Below are 19,818 nucleotides of genomic sequence, written 5' to 3'. Positions count from 1 at the left end.
GGCCTTGCTTTTTAGGACAGAAGTCTGTCTTAAAAAGGTAAGGTCCCCTTTTGCTTTTTTTAAGGAGGAAAAATGATGATTACGTTAACAGGACACACATTGACAGTTGAAGAAATGAAGAGGTTGTTACTTGAAGGTGAAGGTGTAACAGCTTGCCCAAATAGTATGCAAAAGGTAGCGGAGTGCCGCGAAGTAGTTGAGAAAATCGTAGAAGACGGAAAAGTCGTTTACGGTATTACAACTGGATTTGGAAAGTTTAGTGATGTGCTTATTCAAAAAGATGATGTAAAGGCACTTCAGCACAATTTAATTCAATCACATGCGTGCGGGATAGGTGATCCATTCCCAGAAGAAGTATCACGCGGTATGTTAATTTTACGAGCTAATACGATGTTAAAAGGAGTATCTGGCGTTAGACCACTTGTTGTAAATATGCTTCTTGAGTTTGTAAATCGCAAAATTCATCCAGTCGTTCCGCAACAAGGGTCACTAGGAGCGAGCGGTGATTTAGCACCTTTATCTCATCTTGCTCTCGTTTTATTAGGTGAAGGTGAAGTGTTCTACAAGGGAAAACGAGTTCATGCGATGATTGCTCTTACAGAAGAGGGGCTTGAACCTATTGAATTAGAAGCGAAAGAAGGTCTTGCGTTAATCAATGGTACGCAAGCGATGACAGCGCAAGGAGTTCTTTCTTATATAGAAGCAGAAGCAACGGCTTATCAAGCTGAATTAATTGCTTCTATGACAATTGAGGGATTACGCGGCATTATTGATGCATTTGATGAAAATGTTCATAAAGCACGTGGTTATAAAGAGCAAGTGGAAGTAGCAAGTAGAATTCGTGACGTTCTTCATGATAGTAAACTTGTGACAAAACAAGGGGAACTTCGTGTACAAGATGCATATTCACTTCGCTGTATCCCGCAAGTGCACGGTGCTTCTTGGCAAGTTTTAAATTATGTGAAAGAAAAATTAGAAATCGAAATGAATGCAGCGACAGATAATCCACTTATTTTTGATGGTGGGGAAAAAGTAATTTCAGGTGGTAACTTCCACGGACAACCGATTGCGTTTGCGATGGATTTCTTAAAAGTAGGAATGGCGGAGCTTGCAAATATTTCAGAGCGCAGAATTGAGCGCCTAGTAAATCCTCAATTAAATGACTTACCACCATTTTTAAGTCCAGAACCAGGACTTCAATCTGGTGCAATGATTATGCAATATGCAGCGGCTTCGCTCGTTTCTGAAAATAAAACGTTAGCACATCCGGCGAGTGTAGATTCAATTCCATCGTCAGCTAACCAAGAAGATCACGTAAGTATGGGAACAATCGCTTCACGTCATGCGCATCAAATTATTCAAAATGTAAGACGTGTTCTTTCAATTGAGATGATTTGTGCGATGCAAGCAGCAGAGTATCGTGGTATTGAAAACATGAGTACAGTGACGAAAGCGTTCTATCATCAAGGCCGTCAGCAAGTGCCTTCTATTACAAATGACCGCATATTCTCAACGGATATTGAAAATATCGCGCATTGGTTAAAAGCGAACTATTCAATAAAAGAAAGATTAGATGTAAACGCAGCAATATAAAACGAGAAAAGGGAGAGATTGAAATGGAAAAAGTAAAACAAACAATTCGTGCGCAAAGAGGTACTGAGTTACAAACGAAAGGATGGGTTCAAGAAGCTGCACTTCGAATGTTAATGAACAATTTAGACCCTGAAGTAGCTGAAAAACCAGAAGAATTAGTTGTATATGGCGGAATTGGCCGTGCAGCTCGTAACTGGGAAAGCTACAATGCAATTGTAGATTCATTAAAAACGTTAGAAAGTGATGAAACGTTACTTGTTCAATCAGGAAAACCGGTTGCAATTTTTAAATCACATGAAGATGCACCCCGCGTTCTTTTAGCGAACTCAAACTTAGTACCGAAGTGGGCGAACTGGGATCACTTCCGTGAACTAGAGAAAAAAGGCCTTATGATGTACGGACAAATGACAGCGGGTAGCTGGATTTACATTGGAACACAAGGGATTTTACAAGGAACATATGAAACATTTGGTGAAGCGGCACGTCAACATTTCGATGGTTCATTAAAAGGAACATTAACACTTACTGCTGGTTTAGGTGGTATGGGTGGTGCACAACCTCTTGCTGTAACGATGAACGGCGGTGTTGTAATTGCTATTGATGTTGATAAGCGCAGCATCGATCGTCGTATCGAAAAGAGATATTGTGATATGTATACAGAATCTTTAGAAGAGGCATTAACTGTTGCGAACGAGTATAAAGAGAAGAAAGAACCAATTTCAATTGGATTGTTAGGAAATGCAGCAGAGATTTTACCAGAACTAGTGAAGCGCAATATTACGCCAGATTTAGTTACGGATCAAACATCTGCTCATGATCCATTAAACGGTTATATTCCAGTAGGTTACACATTAGAAGAAGCAGCGAAACTTCGTGAAGAAGATCCAGAACGTTACGTACAATTATCAAAAGAAAGTATGAAAAAACATGTGGAAGCAATGCTTGCAATGCAAGAGAAGGGCGCTATTACATTTGATTATGGAAATAACATTCGCCAAGTTGCTTTCGATGAAGGATTAAAAAATGCTTTCGATTTCCCAGGATTCGTTCCAGCATTTATCCGTCCGTTATTCTGTGAAGGAAAAGGACCATTCCGCTGGGTAGCTCTTTCTGGTGACCCAGAAGATATTTATAAAACAGACGAAGTTATTTTACGCGAGTTCGCGGATAATGAGCATTTGTGTAATTGGATTCGTATGGCTCGTCAGCAAGTTGAGTTCCAAGGTCTTCCATCACGTATTTGTTGGCTTGGTTACGGAGAGCGTGCAAAATTTGGCCGCATCATTAATGAAATGGTGGCAAATGGTGAATTATCGGCACCGATCGTTATCGGTCGTGATCATTTAGATTGCGGATCTGTAGCATCTCCAAACCGTGAAACAGAAGCGATGAAAGACGGTAGTGATGCAGTAGCAGACTGGCCAATTCTAAATGCATTAATTAACAGTGTAAACGGTGCGAGCTGGGTATCTGTTCACCACGGTGGTGGCGTTGGTATGGGTTATTCACTTCATGCTGGAATGGTTATTGTTGCAGATGGAACTGAAGCAGCAGCAAAACGTATTGACCGCGTATTAACTTCTGACCCTGGTATGGGTGTTGTTCGTCACGTTGATGCAGGATATGACTTAGCTGTTGAAACAGCGAAAGAAAAAGGCGTTAACATTCCAATGATGAAATAAGGGGGAAGAAACATGCTGGACACTTTACTAATAAATATCGGTCAATTACTAACAATGGATCAAGAAGATGGCTTGTTAAGACGGGAAGCGATGAACACGCTTCCTGTTATTGAAAACGGTGCTGTTGGAATTGAAAACGGCGTAATTACTTTCGTTGGAACAGCGGAAGAAGCAAAAGGATTACAAGCGAAAGATGTTATTGATTGCGGCGGAAAAATGGTTTCTCCTGGTCTTGTTGATCCGCATACGCATCTTGTATTTGGTGGATCTCGTGAAAATGAAATTGCGCTGAAATTACAAGGAGTTCCGTACTTAGAAATTTTAGAACAAGGCGGAGGTATTCTTGCGACTGTAAATGCAACGAAACAGGCATCGAAAGAAGAACTTGTTCAAAAAGCTAAATTCCATTTAGACCGTATGCTATCTTTTGGTGTGACAACTGTAGAAGCGAAAAGTGGTTACGGATTAGATGATGAGACGGAATGGAAACAATTAGAGGCAACTGCACAATTACAAAAAGAGCATCCAATCGATTTAGTTTCAACATTTTTAGGTGCTCATGCAGTTCCGAAAGAGTACAAAGGAAAATCAAAAGAATTTTTACAATGGATGCTAGATTTATTACCAGAAATGAAAGAGAAGCAATTAGCTGAGTTCGTTGATATTTTCTGTGAAACAGGCGTGTTCTCTGTAGAAGAATCAAAAGAATTTTTATTAAAAGCGAAAGAACTTGGCTTTGATGTGAAAATTCATGCAGATGAAATCGACCCTCTTGGTGGTGCTGAAGCAGCGGCTGAAATTGGTGCAGCATCAGCGGACCATTTAGTTGGCGCTTCTGATAAAGGAATTGAAATGCTTGCAAATTCTAATACAGTAGCAACATTATTACCAGGAACAACTTTTTATTTAAATAAAGAAAGTTTCGCACGTGGACGCAAAATGATTGATGAAGGAGTTGCGGTTGCATTAGCTACAGACTTTAACCCAGGTAGCTGTCCAACTGAAAACATTCAGCTTATTATGAGCATCGCAATGCTAAAGCTGAAAATGACACCAGAAGAAGTTTGGAATGCGGTAACAGTTAACTCATCTTATGCCATTAATCGAGGCGATGTAGCTGGGAAAATTAGAGTGGGTCGTAAGGCAGATTTAGTTTTATGGGATGCTTACAATTATGCTTACGTACCGTACCATTACGGTGTAAGTCATGTAAATACAGTATGGAAGAATGGTAATATCGCATACACAAGAGGTGAACAATCGTGGAGCACGGCCACTATTTAAAGAAAAATGCAAAGTTTATTGATCGTGAAGTGACGAAATGGAGCGAAATGATTAAAGATTGGGAGGAAGGTGTAGAAATATTCGGTGCTGCCTTAATTGGAGCACCCCTTTCTAAACCATCTATTAGTCATTCAGGAGCATGTTTTGCACCAAAAACAATTCGTGCGATGTTAGATGCATATAGCACGTACGCAATTACAGAAGAACACGATATGAAAGAAAGTATTCTGCATGATTGCGGTGATATTACGATGCATGTTACAGATATAAAAGAAAGTCATCATCGAATTGCGAAAACAGTTGGCCACTTAACGAAAGTAAATCCAAAAATGGTACCAATCGTTCTTGGTGGTGACCATTCTATTAGTTTTCCGAGTATAACAGGTTTTGCAAAGAGTAAAGGAAAGGTCGGTATTATTCAATTTGATGCCCATCATGATTTACGTAATTTAGATGATGGTGGCCCATCAAATGGCACACCGTTCCGTAGTTTACTAGAAAATGATGTTATTACAGGAAAACAACTCGTTCAAATTGGAATTCGTAATTTTTCAAATGCACGAGCGTACCATGAATATGCAAAAGAGCACGGTGTGACAGTGTATACAATGAAAGATGTAAGAGAGCGAGAAATAAAAGATCTTATTTCAGAAAGTATTGAAGTGTTAAGAAAACAAGGTGTGACTGCTATTTATATTTCTCTTGATATGGACGTATTAGACCAAGCCTTTGCGCCAGGCTGTCCAGCAATTGGTCCTGGGGGGATGGATAGCGCGACTTTACTTGATGCAATTGAATTTCTTGGTAAAGAACCGCTCGTTCAAGGTATGGATATTGTAGAGATTGATCCCACACTTGATTTCCGGGATATGACGAGTAGAGTAGCTGCGCAAGTGATTATGAGTTTTCTTTTAGCGCGAGAAGCAGTTCGTAAGCAGGTTAGTATATAGGCGGAAAAGAGAATGTTTGCCTATGCCGTATAAAAAACACATTACTACTCATATGTAGTAATGTGTTTTTATGTTTAAAGAGAAGGTGGAAATAGAACGTATGTATGTAGGGGAAAGTAAATAAAATTGCGGGTTTTTAGTGTTATTTTACGGATTCATTTTCTTAGTTTAAAAGGATTGACATGAAAAATGATTTTATGATAAAATAAAAATTTTGCTAAAAAAATGAATGTATGTTAAGATTGAGAAGGTTACCATATATGGAGGTGGATTATTTGTTTCAAATTGGCGATAACATTGTTTATCCAATGCAGGGAGCAGGTATAATTAAAGCCATAGAAGAGAAGGAAATCTCAGGGGAAAAACAACAGTATTATGTTATAAAAATGTCGGCTAGTAATATGGAAATAATGATTCCTGAAGGGAAAATATTGAATTCAAATATACGACCAGTCACGGATATAAAGGCATTAACACACATAATAGATATTTTTCAGCATGGAGAATCAGATAGATTACTTACGTGGAAACAAAGGTATAAAGTGAACACTGATAAAATAAAAACGGGTAAAATACAAGAAGGTGCTGAAGTTGTGCGTGATTTAATGCGTATACAGAAAGAAAAAGCACTTAATGCAAGCGAAAAGAAAATGTTAGATAACGCACATGAATTTTTGATTAGTGAACTGGGATTAATTGAAGGTATCACAGAAAATCAGATAAAAAGCTTTTGTTAAGGTTCATTACAAATAATGTATTACATCCCAAAAAAGATCTTGAATTTTTTGGGAACGTAATTATAGAGAATCGATCATTTCAAAGACATTCAACTCTTTCAAACCACTTTTAGAGCATTAACCTCTTTTGTTATTACTACAATTTAATCCATTTTTATTTTTTATTTCTTTTACGAATATTCGAATTTTAATTAAATAACTCGATAAAATAGTTACTTGATTTTTGCAATCCTGATTCACACTGGCACGGACGAGGAGCCGTAAGGATGAAAGAGAGGTAGGGCTTTCATTGTTTTAGGTATATATAAGTTATTATTTTTTGAAGAATACTGAACCGCTCTCACTTCTATTGTTAAGGAATTTCTCATATGTGAGGAGATAATAATTGTTTATTTTCTTTATATAAAAGAAATAAACGAATTGTTAGCCTTATATGGTCAACTAAAAAAGGTTTCCTAATTAGGAAACCTTTTTAATTTTATTTTTGTTATTCTATTTTTTTGATATTCGAATGTTTTATGGTAAAGACGTATAAATTGACGTTACTATTTAAAAGTAAGTATGATGCGATTATAGTAAATTTTTTTGTAAGGGGGAAGAAAAATGACAAGTTCAAATAATAAATCGGCAAGTATTTATGAAGGGACAAATATAAACGATTGGGGATCTTTTGAAAATATTGAAGAAACGAAGTTGTTTGATCCGATTCAAATTGGATCTTGGTCTCTTCGTAGTCGCATAGCGATGGCACCGATGACGAGATGCTTTGCAAATAATGAGACTGGCGTAGTTGGTGCTGACGTAGTCGAATATTACCGAAAACGTGCTGCTGATGGCATTGGATTAATTATTACAGAGGGAATTGTCATTAGCCCGAGAGCAAAAGGAAATCCAGGAGTACCAGGTATTTATACGAAAGAGCAAGTCGATTCTTGGAGACCTGTTACGGAGGCAGTACATAAAGAAGGCGGAGCGATTATTGCACAAATATGGCATGTCGGACGCATGAGTCATCATGAAATAATTGGTGGTCAATTGCCGCAAGCACCGTCAGCAATCGCTGCAGAGGGAAATGTTCCGCGTTTCCGAAAACCGTTTGATACACCAGAAGCAATGACAATAGAAGAAATAAAAGAAGTTATCGGTCAATATGCACAAGCTGCGAAAAATGCGATCGAAGCTGGATTCGATGGCGTTGAAATTCACGGTGCACACGGATATTTAATTGATCAATTCACTTATGAATTTGCGAATAAGCGAACAGATAAATACGGTGGAAACTTAAAGCAAAGGCTAACATTTATGAAAGAAGTAACAGAGGCTGTAATAGAAGCGGTTGGAGCTGATAAAACACTTCTTCGCTTCTCTGCCTTTAAAGGTGATAACCCTACTTATATGTGGGAAAATCCAGAACTTGCGATTGAGACTTTTGTAAATATGTTCAAAGAAGTTGGATTAACAATGATCCATCCGTCAACGATGAATTATACAGCAGTTATTGCTGACGGAAAGAATTTTCATCAATTAGTAAGAAAATATTGGGATGGTACTATCGTAGGAGTAGGGAATTTGAATCCGAAAGAGGCAGAAGAAGCATTGCAAGAGGGAACAATTGATGTAGCGGCATTTGGAAGACCGTTAATTGCGAACCCAGATTTTGTTCATCGAATTAAAAATGCTGAAAGTTTAATCGAATATGATGCGAAAGAGCATCTTGCTACGTTAGTGTGAATAAGGATAAAAAGAGAACACATCGAGTGTTCTCTTTTTATTATGGAACTTCATATATAGGGGGAAGCAGAATGAATGAAGCGCTACTCGTTATTATTAGTATATTGCTCTTTTTGATGCTACTTCTAATTATCTTTTTTATCATTACATTTTTTATTAAAAAACGGACGCATCATTCTATCTTAAAATTGCATCCATATTTAGGAAGGATGCGCTATTTACTTGAAAAGATAGGACCGGAATTCCGGCAATATTGGTTTGACCATGATACTGATGGAAAACCTTTTTCGCGTTACGATTTTCAAAGTGTTATGTTTTTAGCAAAATATCGTTCTGAAATACTTGGTTTTGGATCAAAACGAGATTTTGATGCTTCTGGCTATTATATTGCTAATACATTATTTCCAACATTAACAGATGAATTAAGTGTGAATCTAACGCAAGAGCGTGAGGGGAAAAAGTATGTGATTCAAAAAGAGGGATTATTTTCAAGAAGAGAGAAATTGACAGCGGATACAACAAACCTTTGGTTATACGAAGAAGACGATGCAATTATAGTCGGTGAAAATCGTAAATATCCATGGAAACTACATGGCATGTTCGGTGCATCAGCGACTTCTTACGGTGCAATTGGAGAAAATTATATTTTATCAACTGGGTTTGGAGCGAAAATGGCAGGTGGTTCATGGATTAATACTGGAGAAGGAGGCGTAATACCGGAACATTTACATACAGGTGCAAATATTATCGCACAAATTGGTCCAGGGTTATTCGGATATCGTGATGAGGAAGGGAATTTTTCAATGAAGGAATTTATTGAAAAAGCGAGAGAAAGCAATATTAAAGCATTTGAGTTGAAATTTGGGCAAGGAGCAAAAATACGTGGTGGTCATTTAGAAGGACAGAAGGTAAATGAGAAAATTGCTTCCGTTCGGAAAGTACGAGAAGGAGAGACGATTAATTCGCCAAATCGATTTTCATTTATTAATAATGCGGTAGAGGCTTTATATTTTATTCAAAATTTGCAAGAAAACGGCGGTAAACCAGTCGGTATGAAAATTGTAATTGGTCAACAGGAGCCGTTGGAAGACTTATTGAAAACAATGAAAGAATTAAACATCTATCCAGATTTTATTACAATCGATGGTTCAGAAGGTGGATCAGGTGCAACGTATAAATCGATGGCAGATAGTATGGGGCTGCCGCTTATTCCAGCATTAATTACATTTATTGATACAGCGAATCATTATGGGGTCCGGGATAAATTAAAGGTGTTTGCCTCTGGGAAATTAATCACACCAGATAAAGTGGCAATCGCTTTAGCAATTGGAGCAGATGCTGTAAATTCAGCCCGTGGATTTATGATGGCAAGCGGCTGTATTATGGCACTTCAATGTAATTCAGGACAATGTCCATCAGGTGTTGCGACAACGAATCCTCACTATCAAAAAGCGTTAGATCCGTATGAGAAGAAATGGCGAGTAATGAACTATATAATTAGTATGAGATATAGTTTGTTTTCATTAGCGGCGGCAGCGGGAGTAAAGAGTCCGCGCCATTTAACGAGAGAGCATATTGTGTTTAAAGATGAGACTGGGAGGGTGATTTCTCTTTCGGAATTGTTTCCCGACGTAAGCGAGAAGTAAATGTGTAAGGATGTAGCTAAATAAAAAATGTTGGTCAAAAGTCATACATTTGTATGGCTTTTTTGATTATAGGAATATAGGGAAGTTAGAAAAATATTGCTCGAATATTTCCGCTTGTCGTTTGTACCTTTTATAATATATATTTAATATGCAGCAGTTGTCAGAAAATTATTTTTGATGGAAAAATTAAACGGGATCCTCATTGACAATGAAAAATAATTAGATTATAATAAATCTCGAATTCAAGATAAATTCGAAGGTATTCTAAATTATAAAACCGATATTTTATATAATAGTAAACTAAGCATATTGTAGGAACTGTAGTTTTTTTGTTATTTATCTCGAATTCGAGATAAATTTAAATAGAATGGAATGTGTGAGTTTTTAAAAAATATCTCAAATTCGAGATAAAATGACATTACGGATTGAACTTAATCAAATGGACAAAATGAATAATGAATTTTAGCGTATAGCAGTTCTTTAAAAATGAAATGAAAAAAGGAGTGGGCGAAATGGAAAAGAAAACAATGGGGATTCATCATATTACAGCAATCGTAGGTCATCCACAAGAAAATGTAGATTTCTATGCAGGTGTATTAGGTTTGCGTTTAGTAAAACAAACAGTGAATTTTGATGATCCAGGTACGTATCACCTTTACTTTGGGGATGAAGGAGGAAAGCCAGGAACAATTATTACATTTTTCCCTTGGACAGGTGCTCAACAAGGTGTCATAGGAGATGGGCAAGTAGGAATAACTTCATACGTTGTACCTAAAGGTACTATAGGATTTTGGGAAAAGAGATTGGAGCACTTCGATATTTCATATACAAAAATGACGCGCTTTGGAGAACAGTATTTAGAATTTGATGACCCGCATGGTTTGCATCTAGAGATTGTTGAAAGAGAAGAAGGCCAAGCGAATAATTGGAGTTTTGGAGGAGTTACGCCAGAAGTTGCGATTAAAGGATTTGGTGGTGCTGTCCTTTTATCTGCACAGCCTCAAAAAACTGCCGAACTGTTAGAACATGTAATGGGACTTGAAAAAGTTGGAGAAGAGGGAGAGTTTGTTCGATTCCGTTCTTCAGCTGAAATTGGAAATGTAATTGATTTAAAGTTAAATTCTATTGGACGCGGGCAAATGGGTGTTGGTACGGTTCACCATATTGCATGGAGAGCTATTAATGATGCTGATCAATTAGACTGGAAAGAACATGTTTCACGCTTTGGATATGGTGTTACTCCTGTTCAAGATCGAAATTATTTTAATGCCATTTACTTTAGAGAGCACGGGGAAATTTTATTTGAAATTGCAACGGATCCTCCGGGATTTGCACATGATGAAACGCAAGCAACGATGGGTGAAGAATTAATGCTTCCTGAGCGATATGAACCACATAGAAAACAGATTGAACAAACACTATTACCAATTGAAGTAAGAGAATTAGACTAATTATATAAGTGATTGAAAGGGGATAAAGGATAATGATGAAACATGTTTTTCAAAAAGGAAAAGATGCGTCAAAACCAACACTATTATTGCTACATGGTACGGGTGGAAATGAATTAGATTTATTACCGCTTGCCGAAAGAGTTGATCCAGAAGCTTCTGTATTAAGTGTTCGTGGGAATGTGTTAGAAAATGGAATGCCTCGTTTCTTCCGTAGATTAGCAGAAGGTATTTTTGATGAAGAGGATCTCGTTTTCCGTACGAAGGAATTGAATGAATTTTTGAATGAAGCAGCAAAAACATATGGATTTGATAGAGATAATATTGTAGCTGTTGGGTACTCAAATGGAGCAAATATTGCAGCAAGTTTATTATTCCATTACGAAAATGCATTAAAAGGTGCCATTCTTCACCATCCAATGGTACCGAGAAGAGGGATAAAACTTCCTAATTTAGTAGAGAAAACAGTGTTTATTGCTGCTGGAACAAATGATCCGATTTGTTCATCAGCAGAGTCAGAGGAATTAAAGGCGTTACTAGAAAATGCGAATGCTAGTGTAACAATGCACTGGGAGAATAGAGGGCATCAATTAACGATTAATGAAGTAGAAAAAGCAACAGAGTGGTATGAAAGAGTGTTTCCACATGCATAAATAATAGGCTAAATCGAGTGTGAAATCATAAAGATTTTATACTCGATTTTTTTGTTGCTATTCAGGGTGTTAAAAAGAACAGGAAAGTTATGTTAAAATATGAAGAAAAGCAAAGGGGTTCCTGTTGTGTTAATGAGCAGGAGTGTAGAAAAATCGGCAATTTGTTTTAAGAGTGTCGATTTTTTAATAATGGAGGGGAATTATTAGATGTCAAACTACGAAAATGAAGAAATGCTAACGGGAGGGAATGTCTCAAACGTATATCGTTCGAAAGATACTGTTCGACGGGAATTAAAGCAGGGCAGTACCAAAATTCATAAACTATTAAACCATTTGGAAAACAAAGGGTTTAGTTATGCACCAAAGTTTTTAGGGATTGATGAAAGAGATAGAGAGATATTATCATTTTTTGAAGGAGAAGCTGGTAATTATCCTTTAAAAGAATACATGAGGTCTAATGATGTTTTAAAAGAGATAGCGAAGATGCTCCGTCTTTATCATGATGCTGTGAGTGACTTTCCGTTATTAGATGATTGGAAACCGATGGATAATACTCCAAATAAAATAGAGGTTGTATGCCACAATGATTTTGCAATATACAACATTGTTTTTAATAACGAAAAACCAGTAGGTATTATCGATTTTGATGTTGCTGCTCCGGGTCCAAGACTTTGGGACATAGCGTATACTCTTTACACTTGTGTCCCTTTAAGTAGAGTTTATTATACAGAAACAGGTGAGGCAGTTTATTATAATTCATTACAGCATGCTGACCGTATAAAGCAAAGAGTTAAATTGTTTTTTGAATCATACGGTGATGATATGGAAGAAGATTATTTGGAGATGGTATTGCTCCGATTAGAAGGGTTATGTAAATACATGAAAAGAAAAGCTAAAGAAGGCGATAGGAACTTTCAAAAAATGATAGATGAAGGACACCTTGAACATTATGAAACCGATATTAAATTCATTCGTGAACATGGAAGAGAATGGATGTAATGAAATGCGTTTTATACAAAAATAAAGCTCAGAGTCATATAGGGACTTTGAGCTTTTTAGCGTGTTATTTTAGATGTTTTCCATAATAATTGAAATACTTATAACAACTAGTAGGGGCCTTTTATTATATTGATATAGCATAGTTAAGAGTTTGGTACAGGCTGAGATGCAGTGATTGGTAATTGGATATCAACAGTTGTTCCTTTATTTAATTCACTTGAAATGAATAGTTTTCCGTGATGCTCTTGGATGATTTTATAGCATATCATTAAGCCGAGACCAGTTCCTTTTTCTTTTAAGCTATAAAAAGGTTCTCCAAGACGTGACATGCGCTCTTCAGGTATTCCACACCCTTCATCAATAATGCGTATTGAAATGAAATCATTTTCTAACGATGTTGTTTGAATGAAGATGTTGCCGCCATTCGGCATCGCCTCGATGGCATTTTTTAATATGTTAATAAAAACTTGTTTTAATTGATTACTGTCACATTGAATGTCAGAAGTATGATTAAAATGGTCCATAATGATATGAACGCTATGCATAATAGCAGTTGGTAAAATAAAAGTTACTACTTCTTCAATTAATGTTTGTATGTTGCAAGTATGAATAGCAAGCACTTGTGGTTTAGACATCGCCATAAATTGGCTTGTTATGGATTCCATTTGTGAAATTTCACTTAGCATAACGTCTACATACCATTTATTTTCCTCATTTATCTCTGGATGTAATAATGTTAAAAATCCTTTCAATGAAGTTAGCGGGTTTCTAATTTCATGCGCAATTCCAGCTGTCAGTTGTCCTACTACTGCAAGCTTTTCGGATTTTCGTAATAATTTTTCAGTTTCCTTTAGTTCGGTAACATCCCTTCCCATCACTATAAGACCTTTGCGGGAGCCATCAGGGTGGAAGAGTGGGACTTTTGAAATGCTTAAAATTAGGTCGAAATCATCTCTATGTATGATAAATTCTTCACCGTGAAGAATTTGTCCTTTTTGCCATGTTAGTTCATCAACTTCTTCACAATGTAAAAAAGCTTCTCGGTACGCTTCGTTATATTGAATGAGTTCCCCATCTTTCTTTCCGTGATAGGGTACATTATGGAAATCGAAGCAAGAAAGTGCATAGTCATTCGCTTCAAGCCAGCGTCCTTCATGATCTTTAAATATAACAAACGCAGGCATTGAATTCATTAATGTGCGCAATCGTTTCTCACTATCTTTTAATACTTTCTCAATTCTATCTGATTTTTCAAGGGGTTTCATAATGGCGTATACACCTGTTAAACGGTTTTTAACAAAAATAGGAACTAATTTTGTTACGACATCTAGTAAATATCCGTCTTTATGATAAATAGAGATAATATACTCTTTTTGATCATTAGCTGCAGTATTTTTTATGTATTGTAGCACTTGATCAGAAATATGTGCTTCTAAAATAGAAGTGATTGTTTTACGCTCTAATTCGTGAGAAGTGTAACCTAAAAATTTTTCAGCAGAGGGATTAATATGTAAAATAACTCCTTCTAAACTCAATGAAATAATACTATCAGGATTATGTTCAAAAAGAGAGGCGTACATTTCTGCTAAAGAACGATTTTGTATATGGTTTCGCAAGCGTCCAGATACATTCGGATGACGCTTTTTTTGAGTAGATGAATATTTTTTACGACTCATAATATTTCCTCCGTACAATTAGCATCTAAAAAAGATGGATCTATTAATAACTATAATATAGGTGTGACATGTATTTCTATAAAAAATGGAAATTACATAATAAAATTTCTTTTTTTATTATTAGTAGAAGGTATAAAAGGTAGTAATAAGAGAATCTTATATTGCTTTATTAATTTTCTGTAAGTTACATGAATGTGTTTTCGTTATAACATTAGAATAGAAGAGGGGGAGAAAAATGAAAAGTTATATTCAAGGAATTGATCATGTACAAGTAGCGGCACCTGTAGGATGTGAGGAAGAAGCAAGAGAATTTTATGGTAATAAAATTGGTATGGAGGAAATTCCGAAGCCAGAAGAGTTAAAGAAGCGTGGAGGATGTTGGTTTAAGTGTGGAAATCAAGAAATTCATATCGGAGTCGAGCAAAACTTTATACCAGCTAAAAAGGCGCATCCAGCTTTTTATGTTTCTAAAATTGACGAATTTAAACAAGAATTAATACAACAAGGTATTGAGGTAATAGATGATAATGCACGCCCAGATGTAATTAGATTTTACGTATCAGATCTATTTGGAAATAGAATTGAATTTATGCAAAATAAAAACTAGGTGGAGTTCCACCTAGTTTTTTACGCTTTTCTAAACAATCCTAATACTTCAACAGTTTCTGTAATATTAACGAATGCATGAGGATCAATTTCAGAAATAGTTAGTTTCATACTTGCTAACTCTTCACGTGAAACGACAGTCATAAGTACACGTTTTTTCTCGTTTGAATAAGCACCTTCGCCGTCAAGAAGTGTGATTCCACGTACAACAGTAGAAAGGAGTTTCTTTTTCATTTCTTCAGCTTGATTTGTTACAATCATAAGTGTAACTTTACGATGTTTCGTATGAACGGCATCAATTACTTTACCAGTTACATAAATTGAAAGTAAGCTCGTTAGTGCTACATCCCAGGTGAAGAAAAATCCTGCAATGACAACAACAACTGTGTTTAACAGAATAAGGAAACCGCCAAGTTTAATATCTCTTTTACGAGATAACAACATACCGATAATATCAAAACCACCAGTTGAACCATGGCAGTTAAAGACAAGGCCAATACCAGCTCCGGCGATAACACCTCCAAATACAGATGATAAAAGTGGATCTGTTGCTACGACTTTTACAGGAATATAATATAGTGCAACAGATAATACAATTACAGAGACAACTGTGTTAAAAATTACTTTTTTTCCAAGACCTATGTATCCTAAAATGAGGATTGGTAAGTTCAATACGAAGTTAATAATACCTGTGTTTACAGGGGTTACAATTCCTAAAATAATAGCAATTCCGCCAATTCCACTACTTAAAATTTTATGGGGGATAAGGAAAAGATTAAAGGCAATTGCAATAATAATAGAACCAAAAATAACACCAAGAAATCTGACCATCTTTTTCCCGTCCTTCATTAAATAATCATATTATTTCAAGATTATATATGAAATTAAAAGTTTTAGGGGAAAACAGTTTATTTCGAGAAATTAGATTAATCTAAAAAGTTTGAGTATTCGACAATTTGGAAGGGGATACAAAAAATGAAGATAACAACGTATCAAAAGAAAAGTCCTTTAAAACACGAATGTGAGGATTCATTTTTTTGTAATGAAGATAATATAGTTTACGGTGTATGTGATGGCGCAACGCCACTTGTCCCATTTTGTGATGAAGAAGGACATAATGGAGCATACATCGCTTCGCATTTATTTGCAAGTTATTTTACTTCGTTACGGGAGAATATCAGTTTACAAGTTGCAGTTGCAAAAGCGAATGAATTATTGCAGAACAAAATGCTAGAATATAAGGTTGATACGGGAAAAAAAGATCATTTATGGTGTACATGTATAGCAGCAGTTCGAGTAGATGGCGAGAAACTTGAATATGTGCAGCTAGGTGATTGTATGATTGTTACGATACATCAAGATGGAACGATGCAAGTATTAACGAAAGATACAGTTAAAGGAATTAGTAAACGCGCAAAAAAGAAAAGAGAAGAAGACCGTAAAAAAGGGCTATCTGTACCGGAAGAACACGTTTTTCAGGATGTTCGAGAGCAGTTAAAATACAATCGTTATCTTGCAAATATGCCGAATGGCTACTCAGTCGCAAATGGTATGAAGGAAGCGATGACCTATTTACAACATGGGGAATTACATGTAGCCGACGTAAGTGGGATCTTTATTTGTTCAGACGGATTGTTTCACTCAGATTGGTCACTAGAACAAACTGTGGCATATATAAGAAAGAATAGTATAAAAGAATATGTAGCAATCATTGAAGAGTTAGAAGGGGAAAACAGAATAAGACCAGATGATAAAACAGTTATTATGATCGATTTTTAAGAGGAGGACGTTCATATGGAAATTAAATGTGCAAATATAACATTTCAAGATGAGTTAGTTCCTTTAGAAAAAGTAAATAAACTTATTATCCACCATACGTCAGAAGTTGGATGGGATGTGTATAAAACTCACGAATTTCATCAAAAAGTAAGAGGGTGGAGCGGAATTGGCTACAATTATTTTATTGAAGAAGATGGAACTGTAGTCGAAGGACGAGGTTTACATATTGGAGCACATGCGAAAGATAATAATAGTGATACAATTGGAATATGTATGACGGGAAATTTTGATACATACGATCCTACTACTGCGCAAATGAATTCACTATATTCTTTATGCAAGACATTAATGAATCAATTTTCTATAAGTAAAGAAAATATACTTGGTCATCGTGAATTAGAAGGAGTTACAAAAACTTGTCCAGGAAATCGCTTTTCTATGGTAGAGTTAAGAAAAGTGTTATCTTAAATATAGAGGAGTAACGAATGATGATGAACATAAAAATACCGACTGATAAAAAAGAAGAGCTTGTAGCACAAATCCAGCAGTTTTTCGTTGAAGAAGATTTAGATGAGATTGGACGTTTCCAAGCAGAACGTTTAATAGAAGAAATGATAAAGTTAGTAGGACCATTTGCATACAATCAAGCAATTGGAGATGCAAGAAAACTTGTAACTGAAAAACTATCTAATATTGAAGAAGATTTGTATGTGTTAGAGAAGAGCGAAGGTAAATAAAAAAGAGCCATTTGGCTCTTTTTTATTTATTTTCTTTATGCTCTTTATATTCATGTACTTTTTCTTTGACATTACCGACAGTAATTTTGGCAGTACCTTTTATCTTATCCCATTTTCCTTCAGCTTGTAATTTCTTATTGTCTGTTACTTTCCCGACAACTTCCTTTACTTCGCCCTTTACTTTATCAATGGTACCTTCTACTTTTTCTTTTAAACCATGCTCATGCTTTGTCATACATTTCTCCTCCATGTAGTTTGATTAGAATTCTCTTTTCATATAGCAAGTTGAATGATGTATCTAGTAATAGCGTAACAAATGAAGTTTGAATATTCAAATGATTAATAGGGTAGAAATGGAATTGTCATAAAATGTATACATTCGTAATGGTAAGAAAAAGAAAGTTAATTATAAGTATTTCGCAGTCCATATTGATTTTGTATAAGCGATTTTCAAATGAGCGCGTTCCATGTTATTTTGACTACTGCTACCAAATCGAGTTTGTCCGACTATTAAATGACAGTTTGTTGCTATAGCTGTTTCTATTCGTTTCTGAATTAATGCAGTATGACAACCTTTACGCTGAAATTCTGGCAAAGTAGCAGAAGCAGCTAGTGAGGCAATGCCTTTATTTATATATATGACACCGATGCTTGCTGGAATATTTTGCACTTCGGCTATGAAAAAATGCCATCCCTGCTGATTATAAAGAATTTCGTTATTTTGACGAACGCCATCTTTTGTAAATGATGGCATATTAAATCCTCGAACATAAATGTCTGCAAAAGTATGAAACTCATTTTCTTTGAGTTTGCGTACCGAAATATTAGAAGGAAGAGGAGATGAATTTTGTCTAGGTTTATTATATAAAGTTGTATGGAAGCTAGATTGAAAAAATCCCTTTTGTGATAAATATTGAAATAGTTCAGTTGTGGCTTGAGCTGGTGTAATTTCAAAACGGCAAGGGATTTGTAGTGAACGATAATAAGAGATGATTTCATCTATCTCATTTGTATTTGAAAAGGTAATGCCTTTTACTGTATTAAAAGTAGGACCAGAGATTACTTTTGATGAGAATGCAGTTGCACTTCCGAATTTTTCTATTTGTACTTGCATTGGATTTTCTGCTATCGCTTGTAATGCCTTTAATCTAGAAGATAGCATATCAATTTCTGCGCTTTCAATTTCTTTTGCTATATCGAATGTCATAATAGTAGTCATAAAATTCCTCCATCAATAAATATAATACATAGTATAAATACGATTTTTGTGCTAGGATTCCTGTTGCAATTTAAGAGAACTACAGGTTTTTTGGAAGGGAAGTGGAAGTGCACTGTCGAAGGAAGTAGAAATAGATTAAAGGTGGTGCTCTCATGAGGAAGAACGACGTGCAGACATGCTCTAATTGCGGTTCTCATAATATAGGAGAAGGTGAGTTTGTCGGTTATGCACAAATACGGAAAAAAGAGACGATGTTTACATCATCTCCGGTAGATGCTTACGTTTGTACGGATTGTGGTCATATCCTTTTATTAAAAGTACGAAATTATGAAAAGTTTAAACAAAAGCCGTTATGATTGTTGAGAATTGGTCGTATCCAACGTTGTATACGGAACGTCTCATATTAAGAAAACTTGATATAAGTGATATTTTACATATATATGAGTATGCCTCAGATAATGAGCTGACAACTTATACTGTATGGGATGCTCATCAATCGTTACATGACACATACAAATTTATAGAAGAAATTGTGAGTCAATATGAAAAAGAAAAAGTAGCTCCCTTGGAATCGTATTAAAAGGGGAACAAAAACTTTTAGGAACGTGTGGATTTATAAAATATGATCAAACTACACATAAAGCAGAAATTGCATACGCCTTATTAAGAAAATATTGGGGAAGAGGATTAGCTACCGAAGCTACGTTAGCTTTTTTTAGCTATGGTTTTAATGAGTTACATCTTAATAGCATTGAAGCGAGATGTAATTCAGAAAATGAAGCATCTGAGAGATTAATGAAACGATTGAATATGGAGTATGAGTGTACGATTAAAGAGGATTTGTTCGTTAAAGGTAAGTATCGTAATACGAAAAGATATAGTATATCGAGAACCCAATATATAAATGAATAGAAAGTTTTATATGGAAACCTCCTTTAAATTAAATTGTTTAGGGGAGATTTTTTTATTTATTATAACAAATATTCCCTTTAATTGTTATAATTGGTTACTGTAGAGGCTGATTTTTGGTGAGGTTGTAAACATACAAGATAGACAGTTAAATCGTATATAAGCACCT

At 35.7% G+C, this 19,818-nt stretch carries 19 protein-coding genes and 1 pseudogene; 16 read left to right on the top strand and 4 right to left on the bottom strand.

Going from position 1 to position 19,818, the window contains the following annotated elements:
- The first annotated feature begins 75 nt into the window (after nucleotides 1-75).
- From hutH to BAU28_RS06535, 10 genes are all read left to right on the top strand, one after another.
- Nucleotides 76-1,593 (top strand): histidine ammonia-lyase, encoded by a 1,518-nt coding sequence (gene hutH / locus BAU28_RS06580; protein WP_071718110.1) that lies wholly within the window; start codon nucleotides 76-78, stop codon nucleotides 1,591-1,593.
- A 23-nt stretch (nucleotides 1,594-1,616) separates the two neighbouring features.
- Nucleotides 1,617-3,275: a urocanate hydratase gene (gene hutU / locus BAU28_RS06575; protein ID WP_071718109.1), complete on the top strand. Its 1,659-nt coding sequence runs from the start codon at nucleotides 1,617-1,619 to the stop codon at nucleotides 3,273-3,275.
- A gap of 12 nt (nucleotides 3,276-3,287) precedes the next feature.
- Complete coding sequence (gene hutI / locus BAU28_RS06570; protein ID WP_071718108.1) at nucleotides 3,288-4,559, top strand: imidazolonepropionase; 1,272 nt, start codon at nucleotides 3,288-3,290, stop codon at nucleotides 4,557-4,559.
- A complete protein-coding gene (gene hutG, locus BAU28_RS06565; protein ID WP_071718107.1) occupies nucleotides 4,538-5,509 on the top strand; it encodes a formimidoylglutamase in 972 nt (323 codons plus the stop codon). Before hutI ends, hutG begins: the two co-directional genes overlap by 22 nt.
- A 275-nt stretch (nucleotides 5,510-5,784) precedes the next feature.
- Nucleotides 5,785-6,246, top strand: coding sequence for a CarD family transcriptional regulator (locus tag BAU28_RS06560; RefSeq protein ID WP_208610961.1), 462 nt, complete (start codon nucleotides 5,785-5,787; stop codon nucleotides 6,244-6,246).
- Between the two features lie 603 nt (nucleotides 6,247-6,849).
- A complete protein-coding gene (locus BAU28_RS06555; RefSeq protein WP_071718105.1) occupies nucleotides 6,850-7,977 on the top strand; it encodes an alkene reductase in 1,128 nt (375 codons plus the stop codon).
- A 71-nt stretch (nucleotides 7,978-8,048) separates the two neighbouring features.
- Nucleotides 8,049-9,623 carry an FMN-binding glutamate synthase family protein gene (locus BAU28_RS06550; protein ID WP_071718104.1) on the top strand — a complete coding sequence of 525 codons (1,575 nt, stop codon included), beginning with the start codon at nucleotides 8,049-8,051 and terminating at the stop codon, nucleotides 9,621-9,623.
- Between the two features lie 512 nt (nucleotides 9,624-10,135).
- A complete protein-coding gene (locus tag BAU28_RS06545) occupies nucleotides 10,136-11,074 on the top strand; it encodes a ring-cleaving dioxygenase (RefSeq protein WP_071718103.1) in 939 nt (312 codons plus the stop codon).
- Between the two features lie 32 nt (nucleotides 11,075-11,106).
- Nucleotides 11,107-11,724, top strand: a complete 618-nt coding sequence (locus BAU28_RS06540) for an alpha/beta hydrolase (RefSeq protein ID WP_071718102.1) — start codon at nucleotides 11,107-11,109, stop codon at nucleotides 11,722-11,724.
- Between the two features lie 207 nt (nucleotides 11,725-11,931).
- Nucleotides 11,932-12,723 carry a phosphotransferase gene (locus BAU28_RS06535; protein ID WP_071718101.1) on the top strand — a complete coding sequence of 264 codons (792 nt, stop codon included), beginning with the start codon at nucleotides 11,932-11,934 and terminating at the stop codon, nucleotides 12,721-12,723.
- Between the two features lie 143 nt (nucleotides 12,724-12,866).
- Here the strand turns inward: BAU28_RS06535 and BAU28_RS06530 are convergent, their stop codons facing one another.
- Nucleotides 12,867-14,399, bottom strand: coding sequence for a BA3702 family sensor histidine kinase (locus BAU28_RS06530; protein WP_071718100.1), 1,533 nt, complete (start codon nucleotides 14,397-14,399; stop codon nucleotides 12,867-12,869).
- A 235-nt stretch (nucleotides 14,400-14,634) separates the two neighbouring features.
- Here BAU28_RS06530 and BAU28_RS06525 point away from each other — a divergent pair, with 235 nt between their 5' ends.
- A complete protein-coding gene (locus BAU28_RS06525; protein WP_071718099.1) occupies nucleotides 14,635-15,006 on the top strand; it encodes a VOC family protein in 372 nt (123 codons plus the stop codon).
- Nucleotides 15,007-15,026: 20 nt separating this feature from the next.
- On the opposite strand, the gene BAU28_RS06520 is transcribed toward BAU28_RS06525, so the two are convergent.
- Entirely contained in the window at nucleotides 15,027-15,836 is an 810-nt protein-coding gene (locus tag BAU28_RS06520) for a YitT family protein (protein WP_025148053.1), read from the bottom strand.
- A 144-nt stretch (nucleotides 15,837-15,980) separates the two neighbouring features.
- Between BAU28_RS06520 and BAU28_RS06515 the strand changes: the two genes are divergently transcribed.
- The 3 genes from BAU28_RS06515 to BAU28_RS06505 are packed head-to-tail and all read left to right on the top strand — an operon-like array spanning nucleotide 15,981 to nucleotide 17,521.
- Nucleotides 15,981-16,784 carry a protein phosphatase 2C domain-containing protein gene (locus tag BAU28_RS06515; protein WP_071718098.1) on the top strand — a complete coding sequence of 268 codons (804 nt, stop codon included), beginning with the start codon at nucleotides 15,981-15,983 and terminating at the stop codon, nucleotides 16,782-16,784.
- A gap of 15 nt (nucleotides 16,785-16,799) precedes the next feature.
- A complete protein-coding gene (locus BAU28_RS06510) occupies nucleotides 16,800-17,252 on the top strand; it encodes a peptidoglycan recognition protein family protein (protein WP_071718097.1) in 453 nt (150 codons plus the stop codon).
- A gap of 17 nt (nucleotides 17,253-17,269) precedes the next feature.
- Entirely contained in the window at nucleotides 17,270-17,521 is a 252-nt protein-coding gene (locus tag BAU28_RS06505) for a DUF2164 domain-containing protein (RefSeq protein WP_002018980.1), read from the top strand.
- Nucleotides 17,522-17,543: 22 nt separating this feature from the next.
- Here BAU28_RS06505 and BAU28_RS06500 read toward each other — a convergent pair whose 3' ends face one another.
- Nucleotides 17,544-17,756: a CsbD family protein gene (locus BAU28_RS06500; protein WP_025148056.1), complete on the bottom strand. Its 213-nt coding sequence runs from the start codon at nucleotides 17,754-17,756 to the stop codon at nucleotides 17,544-17,546.
- A 171-nt stretch (nucleotides 17,757-17,927) separates the two neighbouring features.
- Nucleotides 17,928-18,740 (bottom strand): GNAT family N-acetyltransferase, encoded by an 813-nt coding sequence (locus BAU28_RS06495; RefSeq protein WP_071718096.1) that lies wholly within the window; start codon nucleotides 18,738-18,740, stop codon nucleotides 17,928-17,930.
- 152 nt (nucleotides 18,741-18,892) lie between these two features.
- On the opposite strand from BAU28_RS06495, the gene BAU28_RS06490 reads away from it, so the two are divergent.
- Nucleotides 18,893-19,096 carry a hypothetical protein gene (locus BAU28_RS06490; RefSeq protein WP_048371406.1) on the top strand — a complete coding sequence of 68 codons (204 nt, stop codon included), beginning with the start codon at nucleotides 18,893-18,895 and terminating at the stop codon, nucleotides 19,094-19,096.
- Nucleotides 19,093-19,652: pseudogene (locus BAU28_RS06485) on the top strand (GNAT family N-acetyltransferase). The gene BAU28_RS06490 and the pseudogene BAU28_RS06485 overlap by 4 nt, the downstream one beginning before the upstream one ends.
- Nucleotides 19,653-19,818 lie beyond the last annotated feature (166 nt).

It is taken from the genome of Bacillus paramycoides, from assembly GCF_001884235.1.
In the GTDB taxonomy this organism is placed as follows: Bacteria; Bacillota; Bacilli; order Bacillales; family Bacillaceae_G; genus Bacillus_A; species Bacillus_A paramycoides.
This window is presented reverse-complemented; position numbering and strand designations above follow the sequence as displayed.